We start from the raw sequence: 22,543 nt of genomic DNA, 5'->3' as shown, positions 1-22,543 counted from the left end.
ATTCTATTCCGAGAACCTGCCCCGGTTGAAACCGGGCTACTTGCCGGCCGGCAAGTTGCCGTCCATGGCCTGGGCGCGCACGGTGCCCATCCGCTGGCAAATGGTCACCACACTGGCCAGGGCCAGCAGGACCAGGACGACGGCGAGCACCAGTTCCGGGACGCCCAGGCCCACCAGCCCGGTTGCGACCAGGACGACCACCAGCCGCTCGGAGCGCTCGGCAATGCCGACGTTGGCACTCATGCCCAGCCCTTCGGCGCGGGCCTTCGCGTAGGAGACGATGGAGCCTAGCACCAGGCAGGTCAGGGCCATGGCGGCGATGAAGGAATTGTGCCCGCCGGTATAGAACCAGATGACGATGCCGGCAAAGACGGCCCCGTCCCCGAGCCGGTCAAGGGTGGAGTCCAGGAACGCGCCCCAGGGGCCGGAGCGCCCCAGCATGCGGGCCATGAGCCCGTCAACGATGTCGGAGAAGACGAAGACCGTGATGACGACCGTGCCCCAAAACAGCTCGCCCAGCGGGTAGCCGATGAGCGCCCCGGCCGCCACGCCCAACGTGCCGATGATGGTGACGGCGTCCGGGGACACCTTCAGGCGCACCAACAGTGCGGCGACAGGGGTGAAGATCGCCGCGAAAAGTGCCCGCGCATACTTGTTCAGCATTAAGAGACCTTAGGTTTCATTCGACACCCAGCCAGGCAGTGGCCACCTGGTCGCGCACATCACCGAGGGTTTGGGTGATCGCCTTGGTCCCGGCGATGATGGGCAAAAAGTTCCCGTCCCCGCCCCAGCGCGGAACGATGTGCTGGTGCAGGTGAGCGGAGATGCCCGCCCCCCCGGTGACCCCCTGGTTCATGCCCAGGTTGAATCCGGACGGATTGGCAACGGCCCGAAGCACCGTCATCGCCTGCTGGCTCAGCGCCGCGAACTCGGCGGTTTCGGCCACCGTCAGGTCCGTATAGTCCGGGACGTGCCGGTACGGGCACACGAGCAGGTGTCCCGGATTGTACGGAAAAAGGTTGAGCACCACATAGACCAGCTCGCCGCGGCGGACAATCAGCGACTGCGTGTCCTCGCGATCCGGGGCCTCGCAAAAGGGGCAGTCGTGCGCGCCGGTGACCTGGTCCTGGCCGCCCTTGACGTAGGCGAGCCGGTGCGGGGTCCACAGGCGCGCGAAGGCGTCCGGCACCCCCGGAAGCTCAAAATCGTCCTGAATGGACGCCACACCCTGCTCGCTCACGCGTGATTTCCTTAATCTATGGGCCCCAGCACCTGGGGCGACGCCGACACTGCGTTGTCGTGGTGGTTGCTCATGGCGTCCGGTTGCGGACCGCCGCCACGATGCGGTTCACGGCCTCATCCACCGGCACGCCGTTGTCCTGGCTGCCGTCCCGGAAGCGGAAGGAGACGGCGTTGGCGTCGGCGTCGTCCCCGCCGGCGATCAGCACGAACGGCACCTTGTCCTTGCTGGCCGTGCGGATCTTCTTGGGGAAGCGGTCGCTGGAGATGTCCACCTCCGCGCGGATGCCCTGCGCCTTGAGCCGGTCGACGACGTCGAACAGGTAGTCATTGAACGCCTCGGCGACCGGGATGGCCACGACCTGCACGGGCGAGAGCCAGGCCGGAAACGCCCCGGCGTAGTGCTCGGTCAGCACGCCCATGAACCGCTCCACGGAGCCGAAGAGGGCGCGGTGGATCATGACCGGGCGCTGGCGGGTGCCGTCGGCGGCCTGGAATTCGAGCTCGAAGCGTTCGGGCAGGTTGAAGTCCAGCTGGATGGTGGACATCTGCCAGGTCCGGCCCAGCGCGTCCTTGGCCTGCACGGAGATCTTGGGGCCGTAGAAGGCGGCGCCGCCCGGATCGGCCACCAGCTCCAGGCCGGAGGCTTCGGCGACCTCGGCCAGTGTGGCGGTGGCTTCGGCCCAGGCGTCGTCGGAGCCGACGAACTTTTCCGGGTCCTTGGTGGAGAGTTCCAGGTAGAAGTCGTTCAGGCCGTAGTCCTTGAGCAGCGACAGGACGAAGTTCAGCGTCTTGGTCAGCTCGTCCTTCATCTGCTCGCGGGTGCAGTAGATGTGGGCGTCGTCCTGGGTCATGCCGCGCACCCGGGTCAGGCCGTGGATCACCCCGGACTTCTCGTACCGGTATACGGCACCAAATTCAAAGAGGCGCAGCGGCAGTTCGCGGTAGGACCGGCCGCGGGAGCGGAAGATCAGGTTGTGCATGGGGCAGTTCATCGGCTTGAGGTAGTAGTCCTGGCCGGGCTTGCGCACCGTGCCGTCCTCGTTCAGTTCGGCGTCCACGTGCATGGGCGGGAACATGCCGTCCCGGTACCAGTCCAGGTGGCCCGAGACCTCGTACAGGTTGGCCTTGGTGATGTGGGGGGTGTAGACAAACTCGTAGCCGGCCTCCACGTGCCGCTGGCGGGAGTAGTCCTCCATGGCCTTGCGGATGATGCCGCCCTTGGGGTGGAAGACCGGCAGGCCGGAGCCCAGTTCGTCGGGGAAGGAAAAGAGGTCCAGTTCCACGCCCAGCTTGCGGTGGTCGCGGCGCTCCGCCTCGGCGATCCGCTCCTGGTAGGCCTTCAGCGCGTCCTTGGTGGGCCAGGCGGTGCCGTAGATGCGCTGGAGCTGCTGGTTGTTTTGGTTGCCCAGCCAGTAAGCGGCCGACGTGCGGGTCAGCGCAAATGCGTTGGAGATCAGCTTGGTGTTGGGCAGGTGCGGGCCGCGGCACAGATCGCACCACACGACGTCCCCGCTCTTGCGCTCGACGTTGTCGTAGATGGTGATCTCGCCGGCACCCACCTCGACGTTGACGCCCTCGCCGGCCGTATCGGCGTCGGACTTCCTGCCCAGCAGCTCCAGCTTGTACGGCTCGTTGGCCATGGCCGCCCGGGCCTCGTCCTCGGAAACCACGCGGCGGGCAAACTTTTGGTTTTGGTTGATGATCTTTTGCATCATCTTCTCGAGGGTCTTGAGGTCCTCGGGGGTGAAGGGTTCCTTGACGTCGAAATCAAAGTAGAAACCATCGGTGATGTACGGGCCGATGCCCAGTTTGGCGTCCGGGCGCAGCTGCTGGACGGCCTGGGCCATGACGTGGGCGGTCGAGTGGCGCAGCACGTTCAGCCCGTCCGGGGATTCCATGGTGACGGCCTCCACGACAGTGGCATCGGCCAGTGGCCGGTCGAGGTCGGTCAGGACGCCGTCGACCCGGGCCACGACGACGTCGCGCCGTTCAAAGAAGAGCTCGGCCCCGGTGGTGCCGGTGGCCACCGTTGTCGCAACGCCGTCGACATTGATGGTGATCTGGGTATCCACTGGCACGGGTAACTCCTCATTTCGTTATGGCGGCTCCGTGTCCAAGCAACATACGGGGGTTGCTGTGAGCCTCTTTGATGGTATCGGGTCGCCGGTGTCCCAACCAACACGGACGGGGCGTCCGCCGTGAACATCGGCTAGTCTGGGACACCACATGGATGCCCTCTTCACACTCCCCCCGGACACGCCCGGGCCCCGCGAAATCGCGCCCGGCGCGGTTCACGTCCCGGGCTGGCTGACGCGGGAGCAGCAACGGTGGATCACCGACAGGTTCCGCGACTGGACGCGGGGACCGGTACCACTCCGCGCGGCCAGGCTCCCGAGCGGCCACCACATGTCGGTGCGCACCGTTTGCCTGGGCTGGCACTGGCAGCCCTACCGGTACAGCCGCGCCGCCACCGACGTGAACGGCAACCGCGTCCTGGATTTCCCCGACTGGTTGGTGGCGCTGGGCCGCCAGGCCGTCGCGGAGGCTTATGCGGATCCGTTGGCCGGCGCCGCCTACACCCCGGATGCCGCGCTCGTGAACTATTACGATGACGCCGCCACCATGGGCATGCACCAGGACAAGGATGAGAAGTCGCCGGAGCCGGTGGTCTCCCTGAGCATTGGTGACAGCTGCCGCTTCCGCTTCGGCAACACGGGCACCCGCACCAAACCGTACGACGACGTCGAGCTCGCCTCGGGTGACCTGTTCGTCTTCGGCGGGCCCTCCCGCTTCGCCTACCATGGCGTGACGAAGGTCTTCCCGGGCACGGCGCCGCACGGGTGCGGTCTGCACCACGGCCGGATCAACATCACCATGCGCGTGACGGGCCTGTCCTAGCCAGGCCACTCCCCCGCGGGCGGCCCCGGGAGTGCCCGTCCGCCGGCTAGGACAGCCGCTTCCGGACCATCTCCGAGACGGCCTTGCCGTCAAAGCGGCCGGCGATCCGGGCCGTGATCGGCTTCATGGCCAGGCCCATCTGGCGCATCGAGAGCGCCCCCTCGGAACTTTCCAGCCCCGTGATGACCTCATCGACGATTGCTGCCGCCTCGGCGGCGGTCAGCGGCTGGGGCAGGTAGGCCTCGATGACCTCCGCCTCGCTGATCTCGGCGGCGGCACGCCCGGCCTCACCTGCCTGCGCAAAGATGCGTGCCGTGTCGTGGCGCTTGGCGGCCTCCTTTTGCAAGAGCGCCAGCGTCTGGGCGTCGTCCAATTCGATCGGGGACTTCCCGGCCTTCTCCCGGGTCTCAATCTCGCCCAGAACATTCCGGACGGTCGTCAACGCCACCTTGTTCCCCGCCTTCATGTGCTTGACGACGTCGGACTTCAGCTGCTGTTTCAGGGTGGACATGGCATTCCTCTGGTTGGCGGATCGGGTGGGCCGCGGTACGCCGCGCACGCAAAGTGGCGAACCTGCCGATGCCCCTACCCTCTTTCCAATACTATTGTCCGCTCCCCTTGACAGCCGCCCCCGGGGACCCCATGCTGGGTGGACCGTCCAGGGAGGTGGCCATGATCCGCGTGCTCTCCATAGACGGGGGTGGCATTCGCGGCGCCATACCGGCGACGATGCTAAGAGAGCTCGAACGCCTCACCGGCCGGCGAATATCGGAACTCTTCGACTTAATTGTTGGTACCAGTACGGGCGGAATCATCGCCCTGGCGCTGACCTGTCCGGTCCAAGGCGGACGGCCCAGCACGGCGGAGACGGTCCGGGAACTGTATGTCACGCACGGGAACGAGTTGTTTCCCCTGGGTGGAGAACCCCTGGTCGGGCTCCCCCGGGGAAATCCGATTCTCGGGACAAGGGCGCCGCTGGCCGCCAACGCCACGGCGCTTGAAAAATTCAAGCACTTCATGGGCTACCAGAACGTTGCCAAGATTACCGCGGGCACGGGCGGACATGCGGCGGGGCAGGGAAACGCGCGGTACCCGGTCGGCCCGTTGGAGCGCCGCCTGGCGGAGACCTTCGGGGACATGCCGATGTCCTCCGCCGTCTGCGGCGTGGCCGTGGTGACGTGCGACGTGGATACGGGCGAGCCGATCGTCCTGGCCGGAGGGGGCATCGGGGAGGAAGACCACATGGGCGCCATACTCATGCGCGAGGCTGCGCGCGCAACCTCGGCGGCGCCGACGTACTTCCAACCCATGACCATCCTTGGCCGGCGCCTCGTTGATGGCGGCCTGGTGGCCAACGATCCAGCGCTGCTGGGATTCGCAACGGCCGCTTCGCTGCTGACCATGGCGGGCCGGACGCTCTCCGAGATGCTCCTCGTCTCACTGGGGACCGGTCAGCCGGCCACGACGGCGGGCAATGACGACGGCACCGTGCAACAGCTGGTGGACACACGGAGCTGGATCCAGCTGGCCGGGCCGTTGGCCAACGCGTTCAGGGCTTCACCGGGGGCGTTCATGAGAGACCAATTGATGATTGCCCTTGGCGAGCGCTATCTTCGCTACCAGCTCACGCTGCCCGCCGGCGTCAATCCGGCCATGGACGACGCCCGGCCGGCCAACATCGCAGCCCTGGTAACAACCGCCGATGACTATATTCGGGCCAACCACGAGGCCTTTGACGACCTGGCCCGGGTGCTGACGGCGAGCGCCTAGCAGTGCCGGGATCCACCCCCTCTGCCGCCGCCGTCAGGGAGGGCCGGCTAGCCGCCCGGCACAAAGACCAGCCCGTCGAAGATCTTCCGGGCGGTGCGGACGTTGGCCGTGCGCAGCACGCGCGGTCCCGTGGTATCCACGGTGACATCGACCTCGATGTCGATAAATCCGGTGGGATGCTCCATGCGCAGAAGCGGCGTGCGGACGCCGGAGCCGCTGACGGTATCCAGCGCCGATTCGGGCAGCTGCCAGGCGGCGCCGATGGACGCCGCGCACAACACGCCCAGGGCGTCGTGGACGTGCCAGGGGATGAACGTGCGCGTAGCCAGCGTCCCGCCCGCACGCGCGGCCGAGACGAGACTGACCTTGGGGGTGGTCATCTCCGAGACGTCGCCCAGGCCCATCAGGATCCCCGCCGCCCGGCGAATCTCCTCGATGCGCCGGCACAGGGCCGTGTCGGCTTCGAGGGCCGCAGGGGATTCGGTGCCGGTCAGGCTCATGCTGCGCGCATCGATCACCACGGTCGGCATGCCGTTGTCGATGCAGCTTGCGCGCACGCCGCCAATCACATCCACGGCGTGTCCGGTGGGCAGCAGCGCCCCACAACTCGACCCGGCCGTGTCGGCGAACTCCAGCAGGACCCGTGCGGACCGGCCGGGGACGCCGGCAATCTCCTGCTCCCCCTCATAGCTGACCACCCGCCCCGGGGTGGACACCACCGCCGTTGCGGTGCCACCGGTGTTGACCAGGTTGATGCGCACGGTGGTGTATCCCTCGGCGGCCACAACCAGGCCGCGCTCGATCGCGAAGGCCCCCACCCCGGCCAGGAGGTTTCCGCAGTTTTGGGTGCGCGAGACGGTCGGCGTCTCGACGCCGATCTGCAGGAACAAGTAGTCCACGGCACCGGGATCCGCCCTGGACGCCGACACCACCGCAACCTTGCTGGTCAGCGGGTGGGCCCCGCCCAATCCGTCAATCTGGCGGGCGTCCGGGGAGCCCATGGCCCGGAGCAGCAACCGGTCCCGGGCCGCCGGGTCGGCGGGCAGCTGCTCCTTGAGGAAATAGGCACCCTTGGAGGTGCCGCCCCGCAGGAGCATGCAGGGAACTGAGGTCATCATTTGGCTGTCCCTTCCTCGGTCAGCGAGGAGATCCAGGCCAGCGTGGCACCGGTGATCCAGTGCGGGGACTCCAGCTCGCGCAGATAGTCCAGCGCATCCTGGACTTCGTGGCGTCGCCGTTCGGCGTGCGCCCGCGTGCCGGTGGCGAGGCGCTCGATGAGGTCGGCGCCGCCCGGTCCCAGTTCCGCCGCCATCTGGCCGTGGAGCCAGTCGCCGTGGCCGGCGGCCTCCCCCGCCGCGGTGGCTTCCAGGACCAATGCGGCCAGTCCCTTCATAAAGACGCTGCGCAGGAGCTTCCGGGCGGCGGCGTCCCCGGCCACGCCCCCGATGGAGGCAATGGGCACTCCCAGCGGGCCAAGGAGTCCGGCCAGCGCGTCGGCGCCCGGACCGCTGGCCAGCAACGGGGTGCGGTGTCCCGCGCGCGGCACCGGCGCCAGCACCGCGACGTCCGCGAAGGACACGTCATCGCGCGTGAGCCGGCGGGCAATTCCCGCCTTGGTGGCCGGCGAGGCCGTATTCAGATCGGCGTAAACCGATTCCGGATGAAGGTGGCCGGCGGACCGGGCCGCCACGGTCTCGGCGGCGGCCGCCCCGACCAGGCTCAGCACGACGGCGGAGCCGTTCAGCGCCGCCGCCAGGTCCTCATGCTGATCGATGCCGGCGCCGCGGGCGTCCGTGTAGGGATCGTAGCCCTTGACCGTGGCGCCGGCCGTGCTCAGGCCGCCGGCATAGAGCCTGCCGGCCTCGCCCAATCCCAGGACGGTAATCGTTATGCCAGCCATCGCGTCTCCCGTGCTTAACACCTGTAGGATATTATCAACAAAATTGTTAGCAATATACATGAACTGGTCTCAAAAGCCCATACTTGAAGGATGATGATGAAGCCGATTGACACGCAGAGCACCGAAGTCCTGGGCTCGGCCGAGGTGGCCGAACTGCTCCGCCAAGCCATCGACCGGGGTGACTTGGTCCCCAAGCAGCGCCTGGTTGAGGCCGATCTGGCCCTGGAATACGGCTCAAGCCGCGGCAATGTCCGCGCGGCCCTCTCGCAGCTCAGCGTGGAGGGGTTGGTCGAGCGCATCCAGAACCGCGGCGCCCGGGTCCGCGCGGTCTCCGTCGAGGAGGCCGTGGAAATCACGGAGGTTCGCTCGGCCCTGGAGGCGCTCTGCGCCCGGAAGGCCGCGGAGCGCATTACCGACCCGGACGTGGATGAACTGCGCGGGCTGGCCCAGCGGATGGAGCGGGCGGTCCAAGCTGGCGATCGGCGCTCCTACTCGGAAGGCAACCAGCGCCTGCACGCCAAGATCATCCAAATCAGCGGGCAGGGGACGGCGGCGGCCATGATCGACCGGCTTCGCAGCCAGGCGGTGCGCTACCAATTTCGACTCTCCGCCCAACCCGGCCGGTCCTTGGTGTCCCTGCCCGAGCACCTGGCCATCATCGATGCCGTGTGCACCCACTCTCCGGACGCGGCCGCGGAGGCCATGCGCCGGCACCTCGAAAGCGTGGCGGCCGCCATACGGGCCAGCGAGGCATAGTCGGTTCTCCACAAAGGCCCCGGTCACCGCCGGGGCCTTTTTTGTTGCCCGGGACCTCGGATCATGCAGGCTATTGACATTGCCAACAATATTGCTAACAATATTGAGAACGACGATCAAAGGAGATCCATGTCACAGCATCTGCAACCCTCGGAGAGGGCGCGCGAACTCGTCCGTGGGTCCTACGACATACATGTCCACATCGCCCCGGACGTCTTGAAGCGACGAATCGACGACCTCGACTTGGCCGCACGCTACTCGGAATTGGGTCTGGCCGGCTTCGTCATCAAGTCCCACTACACCCCGACGGCCGAACGGGCCCAGACTGTCCGCAAGCTCTACCCGGATGTCGATGCGTTGGGTGCGCTGACCCTGAACGCCTCCATCGGCGGGCTCAACCCGGTCGCCGTTGAAATCGCCGCCCGCGGCGGGGCGCAATTCATCTGGCTGCCCACCGTGGACAGTCACAACCAGCGGGCCTGCCTGTCCGAGGAACCCGAGGGTGCCACGCCCCCCATGTGGGCCCAGCTCCAGGCCGATCTGTCGGCCGCCGGCATGGCGGCCGATGACGTGGAGCTGTTCGGCCCCGGCGGCGAGCCGCTGGAGAAGACCCTCCAGGTCCTCTCGGTCATCGCCAGGCACGAGATGACCCTGGCCACCGGTCACCTGCATGCGGATGAGTCGGGACAGCTGATTCCACTGGCCGTTGCCGCCGGGGTCAAGCGCATCGTGATCACGCACCCGGAATTCACCTCGCAGCGCATGGTCCTGGCCCGTCAGCGGGCCTTGGCCGAACAGGGCGCCTACCTGGAACGCTGCCTGACGACGCCGCTGACGGGAAAGGTGCCGTGGGAAACCTGGTTCGGCAACATCCGCGACGCCGGTCCGGAGCACTCCGTGATCAGCAGCGACCTGGGCCAGCCTTTCAATCCGCCCGTGGAGGACGGCCTGGCCCTCGCCGCCGACCTGCTGCTCGAGCAGGGGTTCACCGATGCGCAGATCCGCTTGATGACGGTCCACAACAGCAGGTGGCTGGCCGGTGCCGCCCCGCTGTCCGACGCCCCGTCCCACCACAGCGTGAAAGCCGGGGCGCACCCATGACCGCGGTGCTCGAAGTCACCGGCCTGACCAAACGGTTTGTTCGTGAGGATAAGGCAACCGTCGCGCTGCGGGATTTCAACCTCTCGATCGAGGAGGGCACCTTCGTGACCATCCTCGGGCGCAGCGGCTGCGGCAAGTCCACGATGTTGAATCTGCTCTCGGGCCTGACCAAGCCGTCGGCCGGAACGGTCTCCTACCGCGGCGCACCGCACACGGGCCCGACGGTCGACATCGGCTACCTCACCCAGTCCGACACCTTGATGCCGTGGCGGGACGTGCTGCGCAACGTCCAGATGCCCCTGGAGCTCCAGGGCGTGGACCCCGAGGAACAGCGCCGCCAGGCACTTCACCTGATCGATCGCGTCGGCCTGGCCGGCTTCGAAGCCAGCTATCCGCGCGAACTCTCCGGCGGCATGCGCCGGCGCGCCAGCCTGGCCCGCATGTTGGCCGGGGGYGCAAGCACCGTCCTGATGGACGAGCCGTTTGGCGCCCTGGATGCCCAGCTGCGCAATGAGCTGCAGGAGGAACTGCTGCGGCTGTGGAACGGCTCCGGATCCACGATCGTCTTCGTCACCCACGACATCGAGGAGGCCCTGCTGCTGGGCGACCGCGTCGTGGTGCTGGGACCGCTGGGCACCATCCTCAGGGATGAGCAGATCGACCTTCCCCGTCCCCGCAGCGTCGATGAAACCCGCGTGGATCCCGGCTTTGTCCGGCTTCATCGGGAGCTCGCAGCAGCACTGAAGGAAGGGGCCGCGGCATGAACGCAGCGGGGAATGCCAACACGGCGGCGCCCGTGCCCCGCGGCTCCGCCGTCAAAGGCTCCGCCGTCAAAGGGTCCGCCGGGCTGGGCATGCAGGAGCTGGCGGCGCCCACGGAGCGTGGCGCCAGCGGAGGCGGACCGATCCGTGAAGACGTCCACCGCACCTGGTGGGACCGCAACCGGCACCAGAGCCTGGTGTGGGGGCTGCGCACCGTGGTCCTGCTGGCCTTCCTCATCCTCTGGGAGCTCGCCTCCGGCTCCGTCATTGACGGCACGTTCATCAGCAAGCCGAGCGCCATCTGGGCCCGGCTCATCGAATGGATCCAGGACGGCACGCTCGCCGACAACACGTGGATCACGCTGCAGGAAATCATCATCGGCTTCCTCTGCGGGGCCCTGGCCGGCGCCGTCGTCGGCTACATCCTGGCCTCCATCAACGTCTTGTACGAGGTCCTGGACCCGTTCATGCTCGCCCTGTACTCCATTCCCAAGGTGGCCCTCGCTCCCCTCTTCATCGTCTGGTTCGGCATCGGCATCGAAATGAAGATCCTGCTCGCCGCCATCAGCGTCTTCTTCCTGGTCTTCCTCAACACCGCCGCCGGTGTGCGTGATGTGGACAAGGGCCTGATCGACGCCGTCAAGCTGATGGGCGGCTCGAAATGGGACATTGTCCGCAAGGTCATCCTGCCCGCCTCCATGACGGGCCTGCTGACCGGCCTGAAGGTCGCCATTCCCTACGCCCTGATCGGCGCCGTCATTGGTGAGCTCGTCGCGTCCAACCAGGGCCTGGGCTACCTCATCAATGCCGCCGCCGCCCAGTTCGACACCGCCGGCGTCTTCGCCACGATCTTCGTGCTGACCGTCGTCGCCACGGTGCTGAACATCGCCGTCACCATGCTCGGACGCCGCGTCAACAAATGGAAGCCCCTCAATGAGAACTAACCCACCACCCACCCACGCAACAGAACGGAACACCATGACCAGCACAGCAAGCCCACGCCTGCTCAACCGCCGCACCTTCTTCGCGGCCACCGGCGCCCTATCCGCCCTGGGGGCCCTGAGCGCCTGCAACGCGGCCGTGCCCGAGAAGGCGTCGGCGAGCGCCGTCTTGAACGTCGGGCAAATCAGCGACTCGGTGGCGTTCTTCCCCCTCTATGTCGCGGAGCAAAAGGGATTCTTCACCGCGGAAAAGGTCACGCTCGGCGAACGCCCGCGGCTGGGCACGGGAGCGAAGGTGGCCGCCGCCTTGAAGTCCGGCAGCATCGATCTCGGCGCCGGAGTCATCACGGATGCCTTCAACCTCAAGTCCGTCCAAAAGGACGCCGTACTGGTGAGCTCCCTGGTCACGGAGTACTACGTGGACATCGTCGTCGGCAAGACCTTCAACGGCGCCCCCGCCGGCGCCTCACTGGATGCGAAGATCAATGCGCTGCTCGGCAAGAAGATCGGCATCACGGGCCCGGGGTCCGGGACCGAGGCGCTGCTGACCTTTCTCTTCAAGAAGGTCGGCAAGGACGTCCAGAAGGACGCCACCTTGGTCAATCTCGGTGCGGCCGCCTCCGCCGCCGTCGGCGCCCTGAAGGCCGGCCGCGTGGACGCGCTCTCCTTCTTCCAGCCGATCGGGCAGATGGTGGAGTCCGCCGGTGCGGGGTCCATCTACATCTCCCCCCAGCGCGGGGACATTCCCGCGCTCAACGGGGCCCTGCACGGCGTCGTATTCTCCTACACGGCGCTGGCGAACAAGAAGGCCGAACAGATCAAGGGCTTCAATCGGGCCATCGACAAGGCGCTGACCTTCATCCGTGAGGACAAGGACGGCACCGGCGCGCTCTTGCAGACCTACCTGAAACAAACGGACGCCGCCACGCTGGCCGCCCTCATGGGCATCCTGCCGGGTGAGATGGCCGCCTCGCACGCGATCGACGAAAAGGCCTACGACACGGGGGCCCAGTTCCACCTCGAGAGCGGGCTGATCAAAACCGCCCCCGACTTCGCCGGCTTTGTCTACAAGGGCTGACGCCAGCCGCCGCCAGGACCCCCCCAGACCGAAAGGAAGCAAGGAATATGCAGGAAAAGAGACTGCTCGTAGTTGGAGCCCACAGCGCGGATTTTGTCTGGAGGTCCGCCGGCGTCGTGGCCAGAATCATCAAGGACGGCGGCCGGGCGAAGGTCGTCGCACTCTCCTACGGGGAACGCGGCGAGTCCGGGGAACTGTGGAAGGTGGCCGGGCAGACCGAGGAAAACGTCAAATCAATCCGGCACGCGGAGGCCGCGGCCGCGGCCGCCCACCTGGGCGCCGAGTTTGAGGCCTTCGACCTGGGCGACTACCCCCTGAACGTCGGGGACGACGACGTCGCCCGCCTCGCCGAGCTGATGCGCGACTTCCAGCCCACGATCGTGGTCACCCACCCCGAAATCGACCCGTTCAACCCGGACCACCCGGTCGCCTACACCACCGTGGCCAAGGCCCGCCTGATGACCTCCGGCGCCGGCGTCGAAAGTGGCTTCAAGACGGCCCCTCCGTCCGAATTCCTGGTCTTTGAACCGCACCAGCCCGAACTGTGCGGCTTCCTGCCCACCGTCTTTGTGGACATCACCGACGTGTTCGAGCAGAAGAAGGCCGCCATGGCCGAGATGAAGGCCCAGCAATACCTGCAAAGCTACTACCGGGAACGTGCCGAGCACCGCGGCAACCACGCCCGGAAGGTCACCGGCAACAAGGCCATCCGCCAGGCCGAGGCCTTCATGCGCCTGGTCCCGAATGTGGTGGCCTCGCTGTGATGATCCTTGACCAGCCGCCGGTTTCCGCCTCGGGCGGCACCGAGGCGGTGCTGGCCCGGCTGGCCGCCCTGCCCACGGCCAACATCGGCGACGCCATGGAGCGGCTGAATGTGGTCGACGGCGCCATTCACCCGGTCTGGCCCGGCGCACGGCTGGCCGGGCGGGCGTTCACGCTCTACGTCGCCGGCGGGGACAACAAGGGCATCCACGAGGCCATGGACAGCCTCCGGGCCGGCGACGTGCTGGTCATCAATGGCCAAGGTGTCACGCATCGGGCCCTGATCGGCGAATTGATCGCCGGCCGGGCGGCGGCGCGCGGCGTGGCCGGATTCGTCATCGACGGGGCCGTGCGCGACGTCGTGGACCTGGCGGAGATGAAGTTCCCCGTTTTCGCCCGTGGCACCAGTGCCGCCGGGCCCTATCGCAACGGCCCGGCACGCATCGGCGTCCCGGTGGCCATTGGCGGGGTGGTGGTCCGGTCGGGAGACTTCGTCATCGCCGATGCCGACGGCGTCGTCGTGGTCCCCGCCGAGGAGGCCGAGGCTGTTGCCGAGCGCGCCGAGGCCAAGCACGCGATCGAGGCCGCACAGCGGGCGGCGATTGGCAGCTGACTGCGCCGAGAAAGGAGGAGGGAGGCTCGAGGGCGGCACGCATGTGCCGCCCTCGACCCTCCCGTGCGCGCCCGCGCCCCGCATGTGGGATCCGTGCGGGGCCGTGATGACCATCGGATCCAACAGGTGTGTTCTTGTCTGGAAATCGGCTAGGCGTTTTGCGGGAAGCCGAGGTTGATGCCGCCGTGGCTGGGGTCGAGCCAGCGCGTGGTGACCGCCTTGCCGCGGGTGAAGAAGCCCACGCCCTCGGTGCCGTGGGCGTGGGTGTCACCGAAGAGGGAGTTCTTCCAGCCGCCGAAGGAGTAGTAGGCCATGGGGACGGGGACGGGCACGTTGATGCCCACCATCCCCACCTCCACCTCATTTTCAAAGCGGCGGGCCGCGCCGCCGTCGTTGGTGAAGATGGCGGTGCCATTGCCGTACGGGTTGGCGTTGATCACGGCCAGGGCATCCTCGAAGCTCTCGAGCCGGAGCACGGAGAGGACCGGGCCGAAGATCTCATCACGGTAGATGGTCATCTCGGTCGTGACGTTGTCAAAGAGGGTGGGGCCCACGAAGAAGCCGTCGCCCTCCGCGTCCGGGGCAATGGTGCGCCCGTCAACCACGAGCGTGGCGCCGGCCGCTTCGCCCGCGTCGACATAGCCGGTCACCTTGTCCCGGTGCGCCGAAGTGACCAGCGGGCCCATGTCGCAGCCGCGCAGGCCGTCGCCGGTGCGCAGGGCGTTGGCCCGTTCGGCGATCTTGGCCACCAGCTCGTCGGCAATCTCGCCCACCGCCAGGAGGGCCGAGATGGCCATGCAGCGCTCGCCGGCGGAGCCAAAGCCGGCGTTGATGGCGGCATCGGCGGCCAGGTCCAGGTCGGCGTCGGGCAGCACGATCATGTGGTTCTTGGCGCCGCCCAGGGCCTGGACGCGCTTGCCGTTGGCCGTGGCTGTTTCGTAGACGTACTTGGCAATGGGGGTGGAACCGACGAAGGAGACGGCCTTGACGTCCGGGTGGGTCAGCAGGGTGTCCACGGCCACCTTGTCGCCGTGGAGGACGTTGAACACGCCATCCGGCAGGCCGGCTTCCTGCCACAGTTCCGCCATCCAGTTGGCGGCCGTGGGGACCTTCTCGCTGGGCTTGAGGATCACGGTGTTGCCGGCGGCGATGGCCAGCGGGAAGAACCACATGGGCACCATGGCCGGGAAGTTGAACGGGCTGATGATGGCCACCGGTCCCAAGGCCTGGCGGACCGAGTGGATGTCCACCTTCGTGGAGGCATTCTCGGTGTAGCTGCCCTTGATCAGGTGCGCGATGCCGCAGGCGAATTCGACCACTTCCTGTCCCCGGCTGACTTCGCCCAAGGCGTCGTCGAGGACCTTGCCGTGCTCGGCGGTGATGATCGCGGCCAGTTCGCCCTTGCGGGCATTGAGCAATTCGCGGAAGGCAAACAGGATCTGCGTGCGCCGGGTGAGGGAGGTGTCCCGCCACGCGGGAAAGGCGGCCTTCGCGGCGGCGACGGCGGCATTGCCGTCCTCGACGCCGGCGAGCGCGACCTCGGCGGAGACCTTACCGGTGGCGGGGTTGGTCACCCGCGCGGTGCGCTCCCCTGCCGGAACGTGGCTGCCGTTGATCCAGTGTTCGATCGTTTTCATCATGACTCCTTGACTGCGGTGGTGGGTGCGTTTGTTCCAGTCTGTCCGGCCCGCACTGGCACCATAAGAGACACAATGTAAGGGAATCGATCGCGACGTTTACACTGTGTAAATGCTTCCCACCCTTCGCTCCATTCTTGATCTCCCCGTCCTCCGCGACGCCGCGCCCATCGTCCTGGGTGGGGCGGCGGCCCTGGACTCCCCCGTGCGCTGGGTGCATGTGAGCGAACTGCTGGAGCTGGCCGGCCTGCTCTCGGGCGGCGAGCTGGTGCTGACCACCGGACTGGAGCTGGAAAAGGACCCCGGCCGCACGGCGTCGTATATCGGCTCGCTGGAGGCGGCAGGGGCGGCGGGCCTCATTGTGGAACTCGCCGGCCCGCGCGAGCGCAGCCTGGCGGCCCTGCGGCTTGCGGCCAAAAGCTCCGCGGTGCCGGTGATCGCGCTCGGGCAGCGGGTGCGCTTCGTGGCGATCACCGAGACGGTGCACCGGATGATCGTTGCCGAACAGCTCGAGCGGGTGGAGCGCGCCCGCGACGTCCACGAGGCTTTCACGCTGCTGAGCCTGGAGAGCGCCGGGATGCAGGAGGTGGTGGAGCAGGCGGCCGCGATGATCGGCGCCCCCGTGGTCCTGGAGGACCTGCAGCATCTGGTGCTGGCCCACTCGGCGCGGCACGTGGGCACAACCGCGTTGTTGGACGATTGGGAACGGCGCTCCCGGACCACCCCCTCCCACCCCCGGACCGCGCGTACCGGCCCCGAGCGGTGGCTGCAGGTGCAGGTGGGGGTCCGCCGCCAGCTGTGGGGCCGGCTGGTGGTGCCGGTGGTGCCCAGCGATGACGGGATGGCCGCCGTCGTCCTGGAACGCGCCGCGCAGACCCTTGCCATCAACCGCCTGGCCGAACGGGACACGCGCGAACTTTCCCATCAGGCCCAGGCGGGCCTGCTCAACGCGCTCCGGCAGCCGCGGGGACTCGGCGAGGCCGAGGCCCTGGCCCGGGCCGTATCGCTGGGCCTGAAGCGTTCCCGCTACTATGTCCCGGTCGTGTTCCGGACCCCGCTGCAGGGCGCCCCCGGTTCCGGTGCCGCCCTGCCCTTCGACCCGCTGGCCGAGCAGCAGGACGAACGCGAGCTGCTCGAGCTGCTGGCCCGCACGCTCAAGTCCATGGCCGGCAGCGCCCTGACGGCAAGCATCCAGTCCGGCTCCGTTGGCATGATCCTGGCCCTGCCGGCCCGGCAGCTCGAGGATGCCACGCTGGAACGGCTGGCGGACTCCCTGGCCGCGCACGCCGGCGCCGGAGCCGCCCGCTGGACGATCGGCGTCGGACGCCACCGGGAATCGTTGCTGGAAGCCGCGGCCGGCATCGACGAGGCCGCGCACGTGGCCGAAACCGCCGCCACCTTGCCCCCGTCCGGCCTGCCGTTTTACCGCGCCACGGACGTCCGGCTCCGCGGCCTGCTGGCGCTGCTGCGCAACGATCCGCGCGTCCAGCAGTTCGCCGAGTCGGAGCTCGCCGGCGTGCTCGAGGCCGAGGCGCAGGGCAGGGACGGGTTGTTGGAGCTGCTCGCCCGTTTCCTGGAATCCGGCGGCAACAAGGCCGCCCTGGCCCGCAACGGATACCTCAGCCGGCCCACGCTGTACGCGCGGCTGGCAAAATTGGAGGAACTGCTGGCCGTCGACCTGGACGACGCCGAGTCCCGGACCTCCCTGCACGTGGCCCTGCTGCTGCACCGGCTGCGCGGTGAATCGCCGTAGGTGGCATCATGGACCAATGGCCAAGCCCTTCACCCTCACCCAGCTGCGCTACTTCGCGGTAGTCGCCGAGTTGGAAAACATGACGGCCGCGGCCCAGAGGCTGCTCGTGACGCAGTCGGCGCTGTCGGCCTCGCTGTCCCAGCTGGAGGCGAGCCTGTCCACGCAGCTGTTTGTCCGGCTGAAGACGCGCGGGTTACAGCTGACCGCGAGCGGGCGGCAGTTTGCCCAGGACATCAAGGTCTTCCTGGAGCAGGCCGACTCTCTCTACGAGTCCGCGCGGGGCATGGGGACCTCACTGGTGGGTGAACTTAAGGTCGGCGTTTTCGCTCCCTTGGCACCGTTCCGGCTGCCCACCATCTTGCAGACCTTCGAGACGGAACACCCGGGAGTGGAAGTCTCCTTCATGGAGGCCGACTTGGCGGAGCTCCAGGCCGCCCTGCTCAAGGGCGAGTGCGATACCGCCCTCATGTATGGGCTCGGCCTGGGCCGGGGTTTCACCCACCGAGTGCTGGAGCTCGTACCCCCGCACGTACTGGTGTCGGCGGAACACCCCGCCGCGTCGCGGCCCGACCGGCGGATCGCATTGAAGGAGCTCGACGGCGAACCCTCCGTGGTACTCGACCTCCCCCACAGTCGGGAGTACTACGAGCAGCTCTATGCCGCGGCAGGGGTGCAGCCGGTCGTCAAGCACCGCTTTGCCGGCTACGAAACGGTCCGCTCCTTCGTCGCGAAGGGCCACGGCTATGCCCTGTTGAACTAGCGGATCAACAGCGATATCACGTATTCCGGCGGGCGAGTGGTGGCGCTGACTTTGACGGATGACTTTCCGCCGATCGAGGTGATGTTGGTGCGCCCGGAAGGTGTGCAGCCCACGCGACGAGCACTGGCGTTTGAGGAAACGTGCGCCCGGATCTACCGGACCGCCACGGGCTGAGCGCGGTTCGGCAAGATATTCCCATAAGGAAAATCTATTGATCAATCAAAAACAATCAATTGGACAGATGTGAAACCAATCACACACAGTTGAGAAGTCGAGCGTACGGGGAGCCGCCGGCAGGACGCCAGGTTGATCAAAGGAGATTCAATGATTCAGTTCCACGCCGGACATGTCCGCTCCACGAAGCGGGCGTGGTGGTCATGACCCCAAACGAAACCTCGACCGTGGCAAGCCCGGGCACAGCTGGGGCCCCCACCCATACCACTGCGACACCGGACCGCAGGATGACCAGGATGCAAAAACGCGTCCTGCTCGGCGGCAGCGTCGGCCAGTTCATCGAGTTCTACGACTTCACCCTCTATGGCCTCACCGCCGTTACCTTGTCCCACGTCTTCTTCCCTGGCGGCAACCCGTTGACCGCCATGTTGGCCACGTTTGCCACTTTCGGCGTCGCGTTTGTGGTCCGCCCACTTGGCGGCCTCTTCTTTGGTGCCCTCGGCGATCGGATCGGCCGGCGTGGAGTCCTTTCGATCACGCTCATCGGCATTGGCGGCGCCACGGCCCTCATGGGTCTGCTGCCCGGCTACACCCAGGTCGGTGCGTGGGCGCCGGCACTGCTGGTCCTGTGTCGCCTTATCCAGGGCTTCTCGGCCGGTGGCGAGTCCGTGGGCGCGCCCTCGTTTGTCTTCGAGCACGCCCCCGTCAACAAGCGCGGCTTCTGGCTGAACATCACCATCGCGGCCACGGCCCTGCCCTCCGTGGTGGCCGGCACCATGATCTTGATCCTGAGCCAGTCCATGAGCAACGATTCCTTCCTGGCCTGGGGCTGGCGCCTGCCCTTCGTGCTCGCCCTCCCCTTGGCCCTCTTCGGCGTGTGGATCCGCACGCGAACCGAGGAGAGCGCCGCATTCAAGGACGCCAAGGCCAACCGGGCCAAAGAATTCAGCCCCGTCCGTGACACCTTCAGGGAGAACAAGTTCCGGATGTTGCAGGTCATCTTCGTTATGGGCCTGACCGCGATGGGCTTCTACTTCCTCTCCGCCTACTTTGTCTCCTATGTACAGACCACCGGCCACCTCAGCCGCGAACAGTCCCTGCTAACCAATGCCGGCGCCTTGGCCCTGTACGCCGTGCTGCTGCCACTGTGCGGCAGGATGAGCGACCGCGTCGGCCGCAAGCCCCTGCTGATTGCCGGCGCCGCATCCATCGCCGTCCTGTCCGTGCCCAGCTTCATGCTCGTCACGAGCGGCAGCCTGCTCCTTGCCTTGCTGGGCCAGGCGATCTTCGTTGTGGCCCTGTGCATCTACGGCGGCGGCTGTTACACGTTCTTCGTCGAAATCTTCACTACCAAGACCCGCTTCACGTCCGCGGCCGTCAGCTACAACGGCGCCTATGCGATCTTCGGCGGCACCGCCCCGTTCATTGGAACGGCCCTCGTCGGCGCCACCGGTGTACCCCATGCCCCGGGCGTGTATATGGCGGCCGCCGCCGCGGCCGTCTTGCTTCTGGTGGTGTTCACCAACGTACCCGAGACCCGCGGTCGGATGGGCTAGCCACCCCCGTCACTTTCCATCCCAGAGCAAGGATTTCCCATGAGCACAGCAGCATTCCTAAACGACTTCCACCACGTCGCCACCATCGGCGCCACGACCAACAACGGCGTGGACCGCCAGGCCGCGACCGCCGACGACGCCCGCACCCGCGACTGGTTTGCCAACGTCGTCAGCCATGCCGGCTGGGATCTCCATGTGGACGGGATCGGCAACATGTTCGGCCTGCTCGAGTGGACTCCGGGCGCGCCCTTCATCATGATCGGCTCACACCTGGACAGCCAGCCGCTCGGCGGCCGCTTCGACGGCGCCTACGGGGTCATCGCAGCAGTGCACGCGGCCCGCACGATCGATGCCGAAGTCGCCGAATCCGGCGCTATTCCGCGGTTCAACCTGGCCGTCGTCAACTGGTTCAACGAGGAAGGCGGTCGCTTCGCCCCCAGCGTGATGGGCAGCTCCGTGTTCGCCGGACTGTTCGACCGGGAGCAGATGCTGGACGTCACCGACCTGCAGGGCATCTCGGTGCGCGAGGCATTGGCCGGCATCGGCTACCTAGGCACCGACACCGGTCCCGCGGTGGCCGGCTACGCTGAAATTCACATCGAGCAGGGCCGCATCCTGGAACGTGAATCCATCACCATCGGGCTCGTGGACAGCAGCTGGTACACGCAAAAACTGGACATTGAGGTCCTCGGCGAGCAGTCGCACACCGGTGCCACCGCCATGGCGGACCGTCACGACGCCCTTGTGGCGGCGTCGAAGATCATCCTGATGGTCCACGATGTCACCGACGACTTTGCCGAGGAGGCGCTTGTCTCCTCGGTGGGGCAGCTGACCCTGGAACCCAACTCGCCCATCGTGGTGGCCCGGCGCGTCCACCTCGTCGCCGACCTGCGCTCCGCGGACCCCGAGATAGTCAAGGCCGCTCGGGAAACGCTCCTGCGCAACATCGATGCCCTCGCCCGCACACACGACATCCTCGTCAATGTCACGGACTTCGACATCCGTCCGATCCGCCGTTTCCCGGAGGCCGGAATCGATCTCGCTGCCCGGGTGGCGGACAGCATTGGCCTCTCATCCCGGCGCATCCAGACGATGGCCGGACACGACTCCGTGGCCATGAACACGATGGTGCCCTCCATCATGCTGTTCATCCCCAGCGTGGACGGCATCTCGCATTGCGAGCGCGAATTTAGCACGGAGGCCGACATGGTGAGCGGACTGGAAATGCTCACCGCTGTGGCCCGCGAGCTGGTGGTTGGGGCACTGACACCGATGACGGGGACCGCAACTGTCATCACCGCCGGGGAGCCGGCCGTGGAGGCACTGGCGGCGGCGGGAGGCAGCGCCATCGGTGGTGCCTCATGAGCGAGCTGCACTACCTGGACGCCACGACGGCCCTGGGGATGTTTCGCAGGCGCGAGCTGTCCCCGGTGGAACTCATGGAGGCCGTGATCGAGCGGACCGAGACAGTGAACGGCGGCATCAACGCGTTCACGGAGACCCTATTCGATGAAGCCTTGCCGGCCGCACGGGAAGCCGCCGCCCGATACGCGCGCGGCGGCGACCTTCCTCCACTCTTGGGGCTTCCCATCGCGACGAAGGAAAAGCACGGGCTCAAGGGGCGCACACTGTCCCAGGGCCTGGTCGCCCGGAAGAATGAGCGCGCCCCGGAGAACCACCCCGTGGTCGAACGAATCCTGCTAGGTGGCGGCATCATCCATGCCCGCACCACCACCCCCGAATTCAGCTGCGCCACCGTAACCCACAGCACGCTGTGGGGGGTCACGCGAAATCCCTGGAACCGGCAGTACTCCCCCGGCGGATCCTCCGGCGGGGCGGGGGCCGCACTGGCCGCCGGAATCACCACCTTGGCCACGGCCTCGGACATTGCCGGCTCGACCCGGCTGCCGGCATCCTTCACGGGCAACGTCGGATTCAAGGCCCCCTATGGCCGGATCCCCGGCCTGCCTCCCCTGTCCGCGGACCACTACCGTGGCGACGGGCCCATGTCCCGGACCGTGGCGGACGCCGCGCTGCTTGCGAATGTCATGGCGGGCCTGCATCCCGGCGATCACACCACGCTACCCGGCGCCCCGGCGCTGATTCCTGGCCCCGGATCTGTCGTGGGACTGCGGATCGCCTTATGCATGCGGCTGGGGAACTATTCAGTGGCGCCCGACGTCGAGGCCAACACTCGCAGCGTCGCCGCGGCTCTGCGCGAAGCCGGGGCAGCGGTCGAGGAGATCGAGCTCCCCTGGACGGTCGAAGACATCAGCCGGACGATGTTCACGCACTTCGGCTACCTGTTGGGACCCGCCATGGAGGACGAAACCGCGGGATCAGAGGATCTGCTGGCCCCCTACACCCGCCGCTTCATGGCCGATGCCCGGCGCGCCGCGGGACAGAACCGGTTTCTGGACGGCGTGCGGGCAGAAACCCTGCTCCAGGCGCAGCTGGCCGCGGCCATGGCAGGCTTCGACGCTCTGCTCTGCCCGGCCTCGGCCGTGCCCGCACTCGAGGCGGATGGCATGTACCTGGACGGGATCGACTCTAATGGCCAAAGGATGGAGCATTACTGGCAGGGGCACATGACGGCCCCGTTTAACATCGCCAATCGCTGCCCCGTCCTGGCCGTACCCTCCGGCATGGCAGACTGCGGCATCCCGACTGGGGTGCAAATCGTGGGCCACCCATTCGATGACGCCACCGTGTTCCGGGTCGGAGCGGCCGTCGAGGCCGTGCTGCCCTGGGCCGACCGCCACCCCACATTGCTTGCGTGCCCTGATGCGCTTGCGGCCGAATTGGCGGCGGCAGGCGTTTCATAAGGGGCGCCCCACGCGC

The 22,543-nt window shown here is 67.3% G+C and carries 21 protein-coding genes; 14 read left to right on the top strand and 7 right to left on the bottom strand.

All coding sequences use genetic code 11. From position 1 onward, the window contains the following. Positions 1 to 36: 36 nt before the first annotated feature. The 3 genes from pgsA to thrS all read right to left on the bottom strand — a co-directional run bounded on the left by pgsA (position 37) and on the right by thrS (position 3,320). Entirely contained in the window at positions 37 to 663 is a 627-nt protein-coding gene (pgsA, locus tag AB4Y80_RS12005) for a phosphatidylinositol phosphate synthase (RefSeq protein WP_442214402.1), read from the bottom strand. A gap of 16 nt (positions 664 to 679) precedes the next feature. Beyond that, positions 680 to 1,240 carry an HIT family protein gene (locus tag AB4Y80_RS12000; protein WP_442214401.1) on the bottom strand — a complete coding sequence of 187 codons (561 nt, stop codon included), beginning with the start codon at positions 1,238 to 1,240 and terminating at the stop codon, positions 680 to 682. 70 nt (positions 1,241 to 1,310) lie between these two features. After that, entirely contained in the window at positions 1,311 to 3,320 is a 2,010-nt protein-coding gene (gene thrS, locus AB4Y80_RS11995; protein ID WP_442214400.1) for a threonine--tRNA ligase, read from the bottom strand. A gap of 148 nt (positions 3,321 to 3,468) precedes the next feature. Between thrS and AB4Y80_RS11990 the strand changes: the two genes are divergently transcribed. Beyond that, positions 3,469 to 4,140, top strand: coding sequence for an alpha-ketoglutarate-dependent dioxygenase AlkB family protein (locus tag AB4Y80_RS11990; RefSeq protein ID WP_442214398.1), 672 nt, complete (start codon positions 3,469 to 3,471; stop codon positions 4,138 to 4,140). Positions 4,141 to 4,186: 46 nt separating this feature from the next. Here the strand turns inward: AB4Y80_RS11990 and AB4Y80_RS11985 are convergent, their stop codons facing one another. Continuing rightward, positions 4,187 to 4,651 carry a GatB/YqeY domain-containing protein gene (locus AB4Y80_RS11985; RefSeq protein ID WP_442214397.1) on the bottom strand — a complete coding sequence of 155 codons (465 nt, stop codon included), beginning with the start codon at positions 4,649 to 4,651 and terminating at the stop codon, positions 4,187 to 4,189. A gap of 107 nt (positions 4,652 to 4,758) precedes the next feature. Between AB4Y80_RS11985 and AB4Y80_RS11980 the strand changes: the two genes are divergently transcribed. Next, entirely contained in the window at positions 4,759 to 5,910 is a 1,152-nt protein-coding gene (locus tag AB4Y80_RS11980) for a patatin-like phospholipase family protein (protein WP_442214396.1), read from the top strand. Between the two features lie 47 nt (positions 5,911 to 5,957). Here the strand turns inward: AB4Y80_RS11980 and AB4Y80_RS11975 are convergent, their stop codons facing one another. Continuing rightward, the gene (locus AB4Y80_RS11975) at positions 5,958 to 7,028 is read right to left on the bottom strand and encodes a 4-oxalomesaconate tautomerase (RefSeq protein WP_442214395.1); all 1,071 of its coding nucleotides are present in this window, start codon (positions 7,026 to 7,028) and stop codon (positions 5,958 to 5,960) included. Continuing rightward, positions 7,025 to 7,810: a DUF1932 domain-containing protein gene (locus AB4Y80_RS11970; RefSeq protein ID WP_442214393.1), complete on the bottom strand. Its 786-nt coding sequence runs from the start codon at positions 7,808 to 7,810 to the stop codon at positions 7,025 to 7,027. The genes AB4Y80_RS11975 and AB4Y80_RS11970 overlap by 4 nt, the downstream gene beginning before the upstream one ends. A gap of 96 nt (positions 7,811 to 7,906) precedes the next feature. Between AB4Y80_RS11970 and AB4Y80_RS11965 the strand changes: the two genes are divergently transcribed. The 7 genes from AB4Y80_RS11965 to AB4Y80_RS11935 all read left to right on the top strand — a co-directional run bounded on the left by AB4Y80_RS11965 (position 7,907) and on the right by AB4Y80_RS11935 (position 13,822). Then, a complete protein-coding gene (locus tag AB4Y80_RS11965) occupies positions 7,907 to 8,566 on the top strand; it encodes a GntR family transcriptional regulator (protein ID WP_442214392.1) in 660 nt (219 codons plus the stop codon). A gap of 129 nt (positions 8,567 to 8,695) precedes the next feature. Further along, positions 8,696 to 9,667, top strand: a complete 972-nt coding sequence (locus AB4Y80_RS11960; RefSeq protein ID WP_442214390.1) for a DUF6282 family protein — start codon at positions 8,696 to 8,698, stop codon at positions 9,665 to 9,667. Then, the gene (locus tag AB4Y80_RS11955; RefSeq protein ID WP_442214388.1) at positions 9,664 to 10,431 is read left to right on the top strand and encodes an ABC transporter ATP-binding protein; all 768 of its coding nucleotides are present in this window, start codon (positions 9,664 to 9,666) and stop codon (positions 10,429 to 10,431) included. The genes AB4Y80_RS11960 and AB4Y80_RS11955 overlap by 4 nt, the downstream gene beginning before the upstream one ends. After that, the gene (locus AB4Y80_RS11950; RefSeq protein WP_442214386.1) at positions 10,428 to 11,372 is read left to right on the top strand and encodes an ABC transporter permease; all 945 of its coding nucleotides are present in this window, start codon (positions 10,428 to 10,430) and stop codon (positions 11,370 to 11,372) included. The genes AB4Y80_RS11955 and AB4Y80_RS11950 overlap by 4 nt, the downstream gene beginning before the upstream one ends. Before the next feature lie 34 nt (positions 11,373 to 11,406). After that, positions 11,407 to 12,447, top strand: a complete 1,041-nt coding sequence (locus AB4Y80_RS11945; RefSeq protein WP_442214384.1) for an ABC transporter substrate-binding protein — start codon at positions 11,407 to 11,409, stop codon at positions 12,445 to 12,447. 47 nt (positions 12,448 to 12,494) lie between these two features. Continuing rightward, positions 12,495 to 13,211, top strand: a complete 717-nt coding sequence (locus AB4Y80_RS11940; RefSeq protein WP_442214382.1) for a PIG-L deacetylase family protein — start codon at positions 12,495 to 12,497, stop codon at positions 13,209 to 13,211. After that, positions 13,211 to 13,822: a methyltransferase gene (locus AB4Y80_RS11935; protein ID WP_442214380.1), complete on the top strand. Its 612-nt coding sequence runs from the start codon at positions 13,211 to 13,213 to the stop codon at positions 13,820 to 13,822. Before AB4Y80_RS11940 ends, AB4Y80_RS11935 begins: the two co-directional genes overlap by 1 nt. 149 nt (positions 13,823 to 13,971) lie before the next feature. Here AB4Y80_RS11935 and AB4Y80_RS11930 read toward each other — a convergent pair whose 3' ends face one another. After that, positions 13,972 to 15,459 (bottom strand): CoA-acylating methylmalonate-semialdehyde dehydrogenase, encoded by a 1,488-nt coding sequence (locus AB4Y80_RS11930; RefSeq protein ID WP_442214416.1) that lies wholly within the window; start codon positions 15,457 to 15,459, stop codon positions 13,972 to 13,974. Positions 15,460 to 15,571: 112 nt separating this feature from the next. Between AB4Y80_RS11930 and AB4Y80_RS11925 the strand changes: the two genes are divergently transcribed. From AB4Y80_RS11925 to AB4Y80_RS11905, 5 genes are all read left to right on the top strand, one after another. Then, positions 15,572 to 17,212: a PucR family transcriptional regulator gene (locus tag AB4Y80_RS11925; RefSeq protein WP_442214379.1), complete on the top strand. Its 1,641-nt coding sequence runs from the start codon at positions 15,572 to 15,574 to the stop codon at positions 17,210 to 17,212. 16 nt (positions 17,213 to 17,228) lie between these two features. Further along, positions 17,229 to 17,972, top strand: a complete 744-nt coding sequence (locus AB4Y80_RS11920; protein WP_442214377.1) for a LysR family transcriptional regulator — start codon at positions 17,229 to 17,231, stop codon at positions 17,970 to 17,972. A 470-nt stretch (positions 17,973 to 18,442) separates the two neighbouring features. Next, positions 18,443 to 19,702 carry an MFS transporter gene (locus tag AB4Y80_RS11915; protein WP_442214376.1) on the top strand — a complete coding sequence of 420 codons (1,260 nt, stop codon included), beginning with the start codon at positions 18,443 to 18,445 and terminating at the stop codon, positions 19,700 to 19,702. Between the two features lie 39 nt (positions 19,703 to 19,741). Beyond that, positions 19,742 to 21,067 carry a M20 family metallo-hydrolase gene (locus tag AB4Y80_RS11910; RefSeq protein WP_442214374.1) on the top strand — a complete coding sequence of 442 codons (1,326 nt, stop codon included), beginning with the start codon at positions 19,742 to 19,744 and terminating at the stop codon, positions 21,065 to 21,067. Further along, positions 21,064 to 22,527, top strand: a complete 1,464-nt coding sequence (locus tag AB4Y80_RS11905; RefSeq protein WP_442214372.1) for an amidase — start codon at positions 21,064 to 21,066, stop codon at positions 22,525 to 22,527. Before AB4Y80_RS11910 ends, AB4Y80_RS11905 begins: the two co-directional genes overlap by 4 nt. The last annotated feature ends 16 nt before the right edge of the window (positions 22,528 to 22,543 follow it).

Source organism: Specibacter sp. RAF43 (assembly GCF_052114065.1).
Lineage (GTDB): Bacteria > Actinomycetota > Actinomycetes > Actinomycetales > Micrococcaceae > Specibacter.
This window is presented reverse-complemented; position numbering and strand designations above follow the sequence as displayed.

Excerpts from the sequence above, each read along its gene's own strand:
- pgsA (WP_442214402.1), bottom strand. The coding sequence starts at position 663 with ATGCTGAACAAGTATGCGCGGGCACTTTTCGCGGCGATCTTCACCCCT.
- AB4Y80_RS11990 (WP_442214398.1), top strand. The coding sequence starts at position 3,469 with ATGGATGCCCTCTTCACACTCCCCCCGGACACGCCCGGGCCCCGCGAA.
- AB4Y80_RS11985 (WP_442214397.1), bottom strand. The coding sequence starts at position 4,651 with ATGTCCACCCTGAAACAGCAGCTGAAGTCCGACGTCGTCAAGCACATG.
- AB4Y80_RS11975 (WP_442214395.1), bottom strand. The coding sequence starts at position 7,028 with ATGATGACCTCAGTTCCCTGCATGCTCCTGCGGGGCGGCACCTCCAAG.
- AB4Y80_RS11970 (WP_442214393.1), bottom strand. The coding sequence starts at position 7,810 with ATGGCTGGCATAACGATTACCGTCCTGGGATTGGGCGAGGCCGGCAGG.
- AB4Y80_RS11965 (WP_442214392.1), top strand. The coding sequence starts at position 7,907 with ATGAAGCCGATTGACACGCAGAGCACCGAAGTCCTGGGCTCGGCCGAG.
- AB4Y80_RS11960 (WP_442214390.1), top strand. The coding sequence starts at position 8,696 with ATGTCACAGCATCTGCAACCCTCGGAGAGGGCGCGCGAACTCGTCCGT.
- AB4Y80_RS11950 (WP_442214386.1), top strand. The coding sequence starts at position 10,428 with ATGAACGCAGCGGGGAATGCCAACACGGCGGCGCCCGTGCCCCGCGGC.
- AB4Y80_RS11945 (WP_442214384.1), top strand. The coding sequence starts at position 11,407 with ATGACCAGCACAGCAAGCCCACGCCTGCTCAACCGCCGCACCTTCTTC.
- AB4Y80_RS11940 (WP_442214382.1), top strand. The coding sequence starts at position 12,495 with ATGCAGGAAAAGAGACTGCTCGTAGTTGGAGCCCACAGCGCGGATTTT.
- AB4Y80_RS11935 (WP_442214380.1), top strand. The coding sequence starts at position 13,211 with ATGATCCTTGACCAGCCGCCGGTTTCCGCCTCGGGCGGCACCGAGGCG.
- AB4Y80_RS11930 (WP_442214416.1), bottom strand. The coding sequence starts at position 15,459 with ATGAAAACGATCGAACACTGGATCAACGGCAGCCACGTTCCGGCAGGG.
- AB4Y80_RS11925 (WP_442214379.1), top strand. The coding sequence starts at position 15,572 with ATGCTTCCCACCCTTCGCTCCATTCTTGATCTCCCCGTCCTCCGCGAC.
- AB4Y80_RS11920 (WP_442214377.1), top strand. The coding sequence starts at position 17,229 with ATGGCCAAGCCCTTCACCCTCACCCAGCTGCGCTACTTCGCGGTAGTC.
- AB4Y80_RS11915 (WP_442214376.1), top strand. The coding sequence starts at position 18,443 with ATGCAAAAACGCGTCCTGCTCGGCGGCAGCGTCGGCCAGTTCATCGAG.
- AB4Y80_RS11910 (WP_442214374.1), top strand. The coding sequence starts at position 19,742 with ATGAGCACAGCAGCATTCCTAAACGACTTCCACCACGTCGCCACCATC.
- AB4Y80_RS11905 (WP_442214372.1), top strand. The coding sequence starts at position 21,064 with ATGAGCGAGCTGCACTACCTGGACGCCACGACGGCCCTGGGGATGTTT.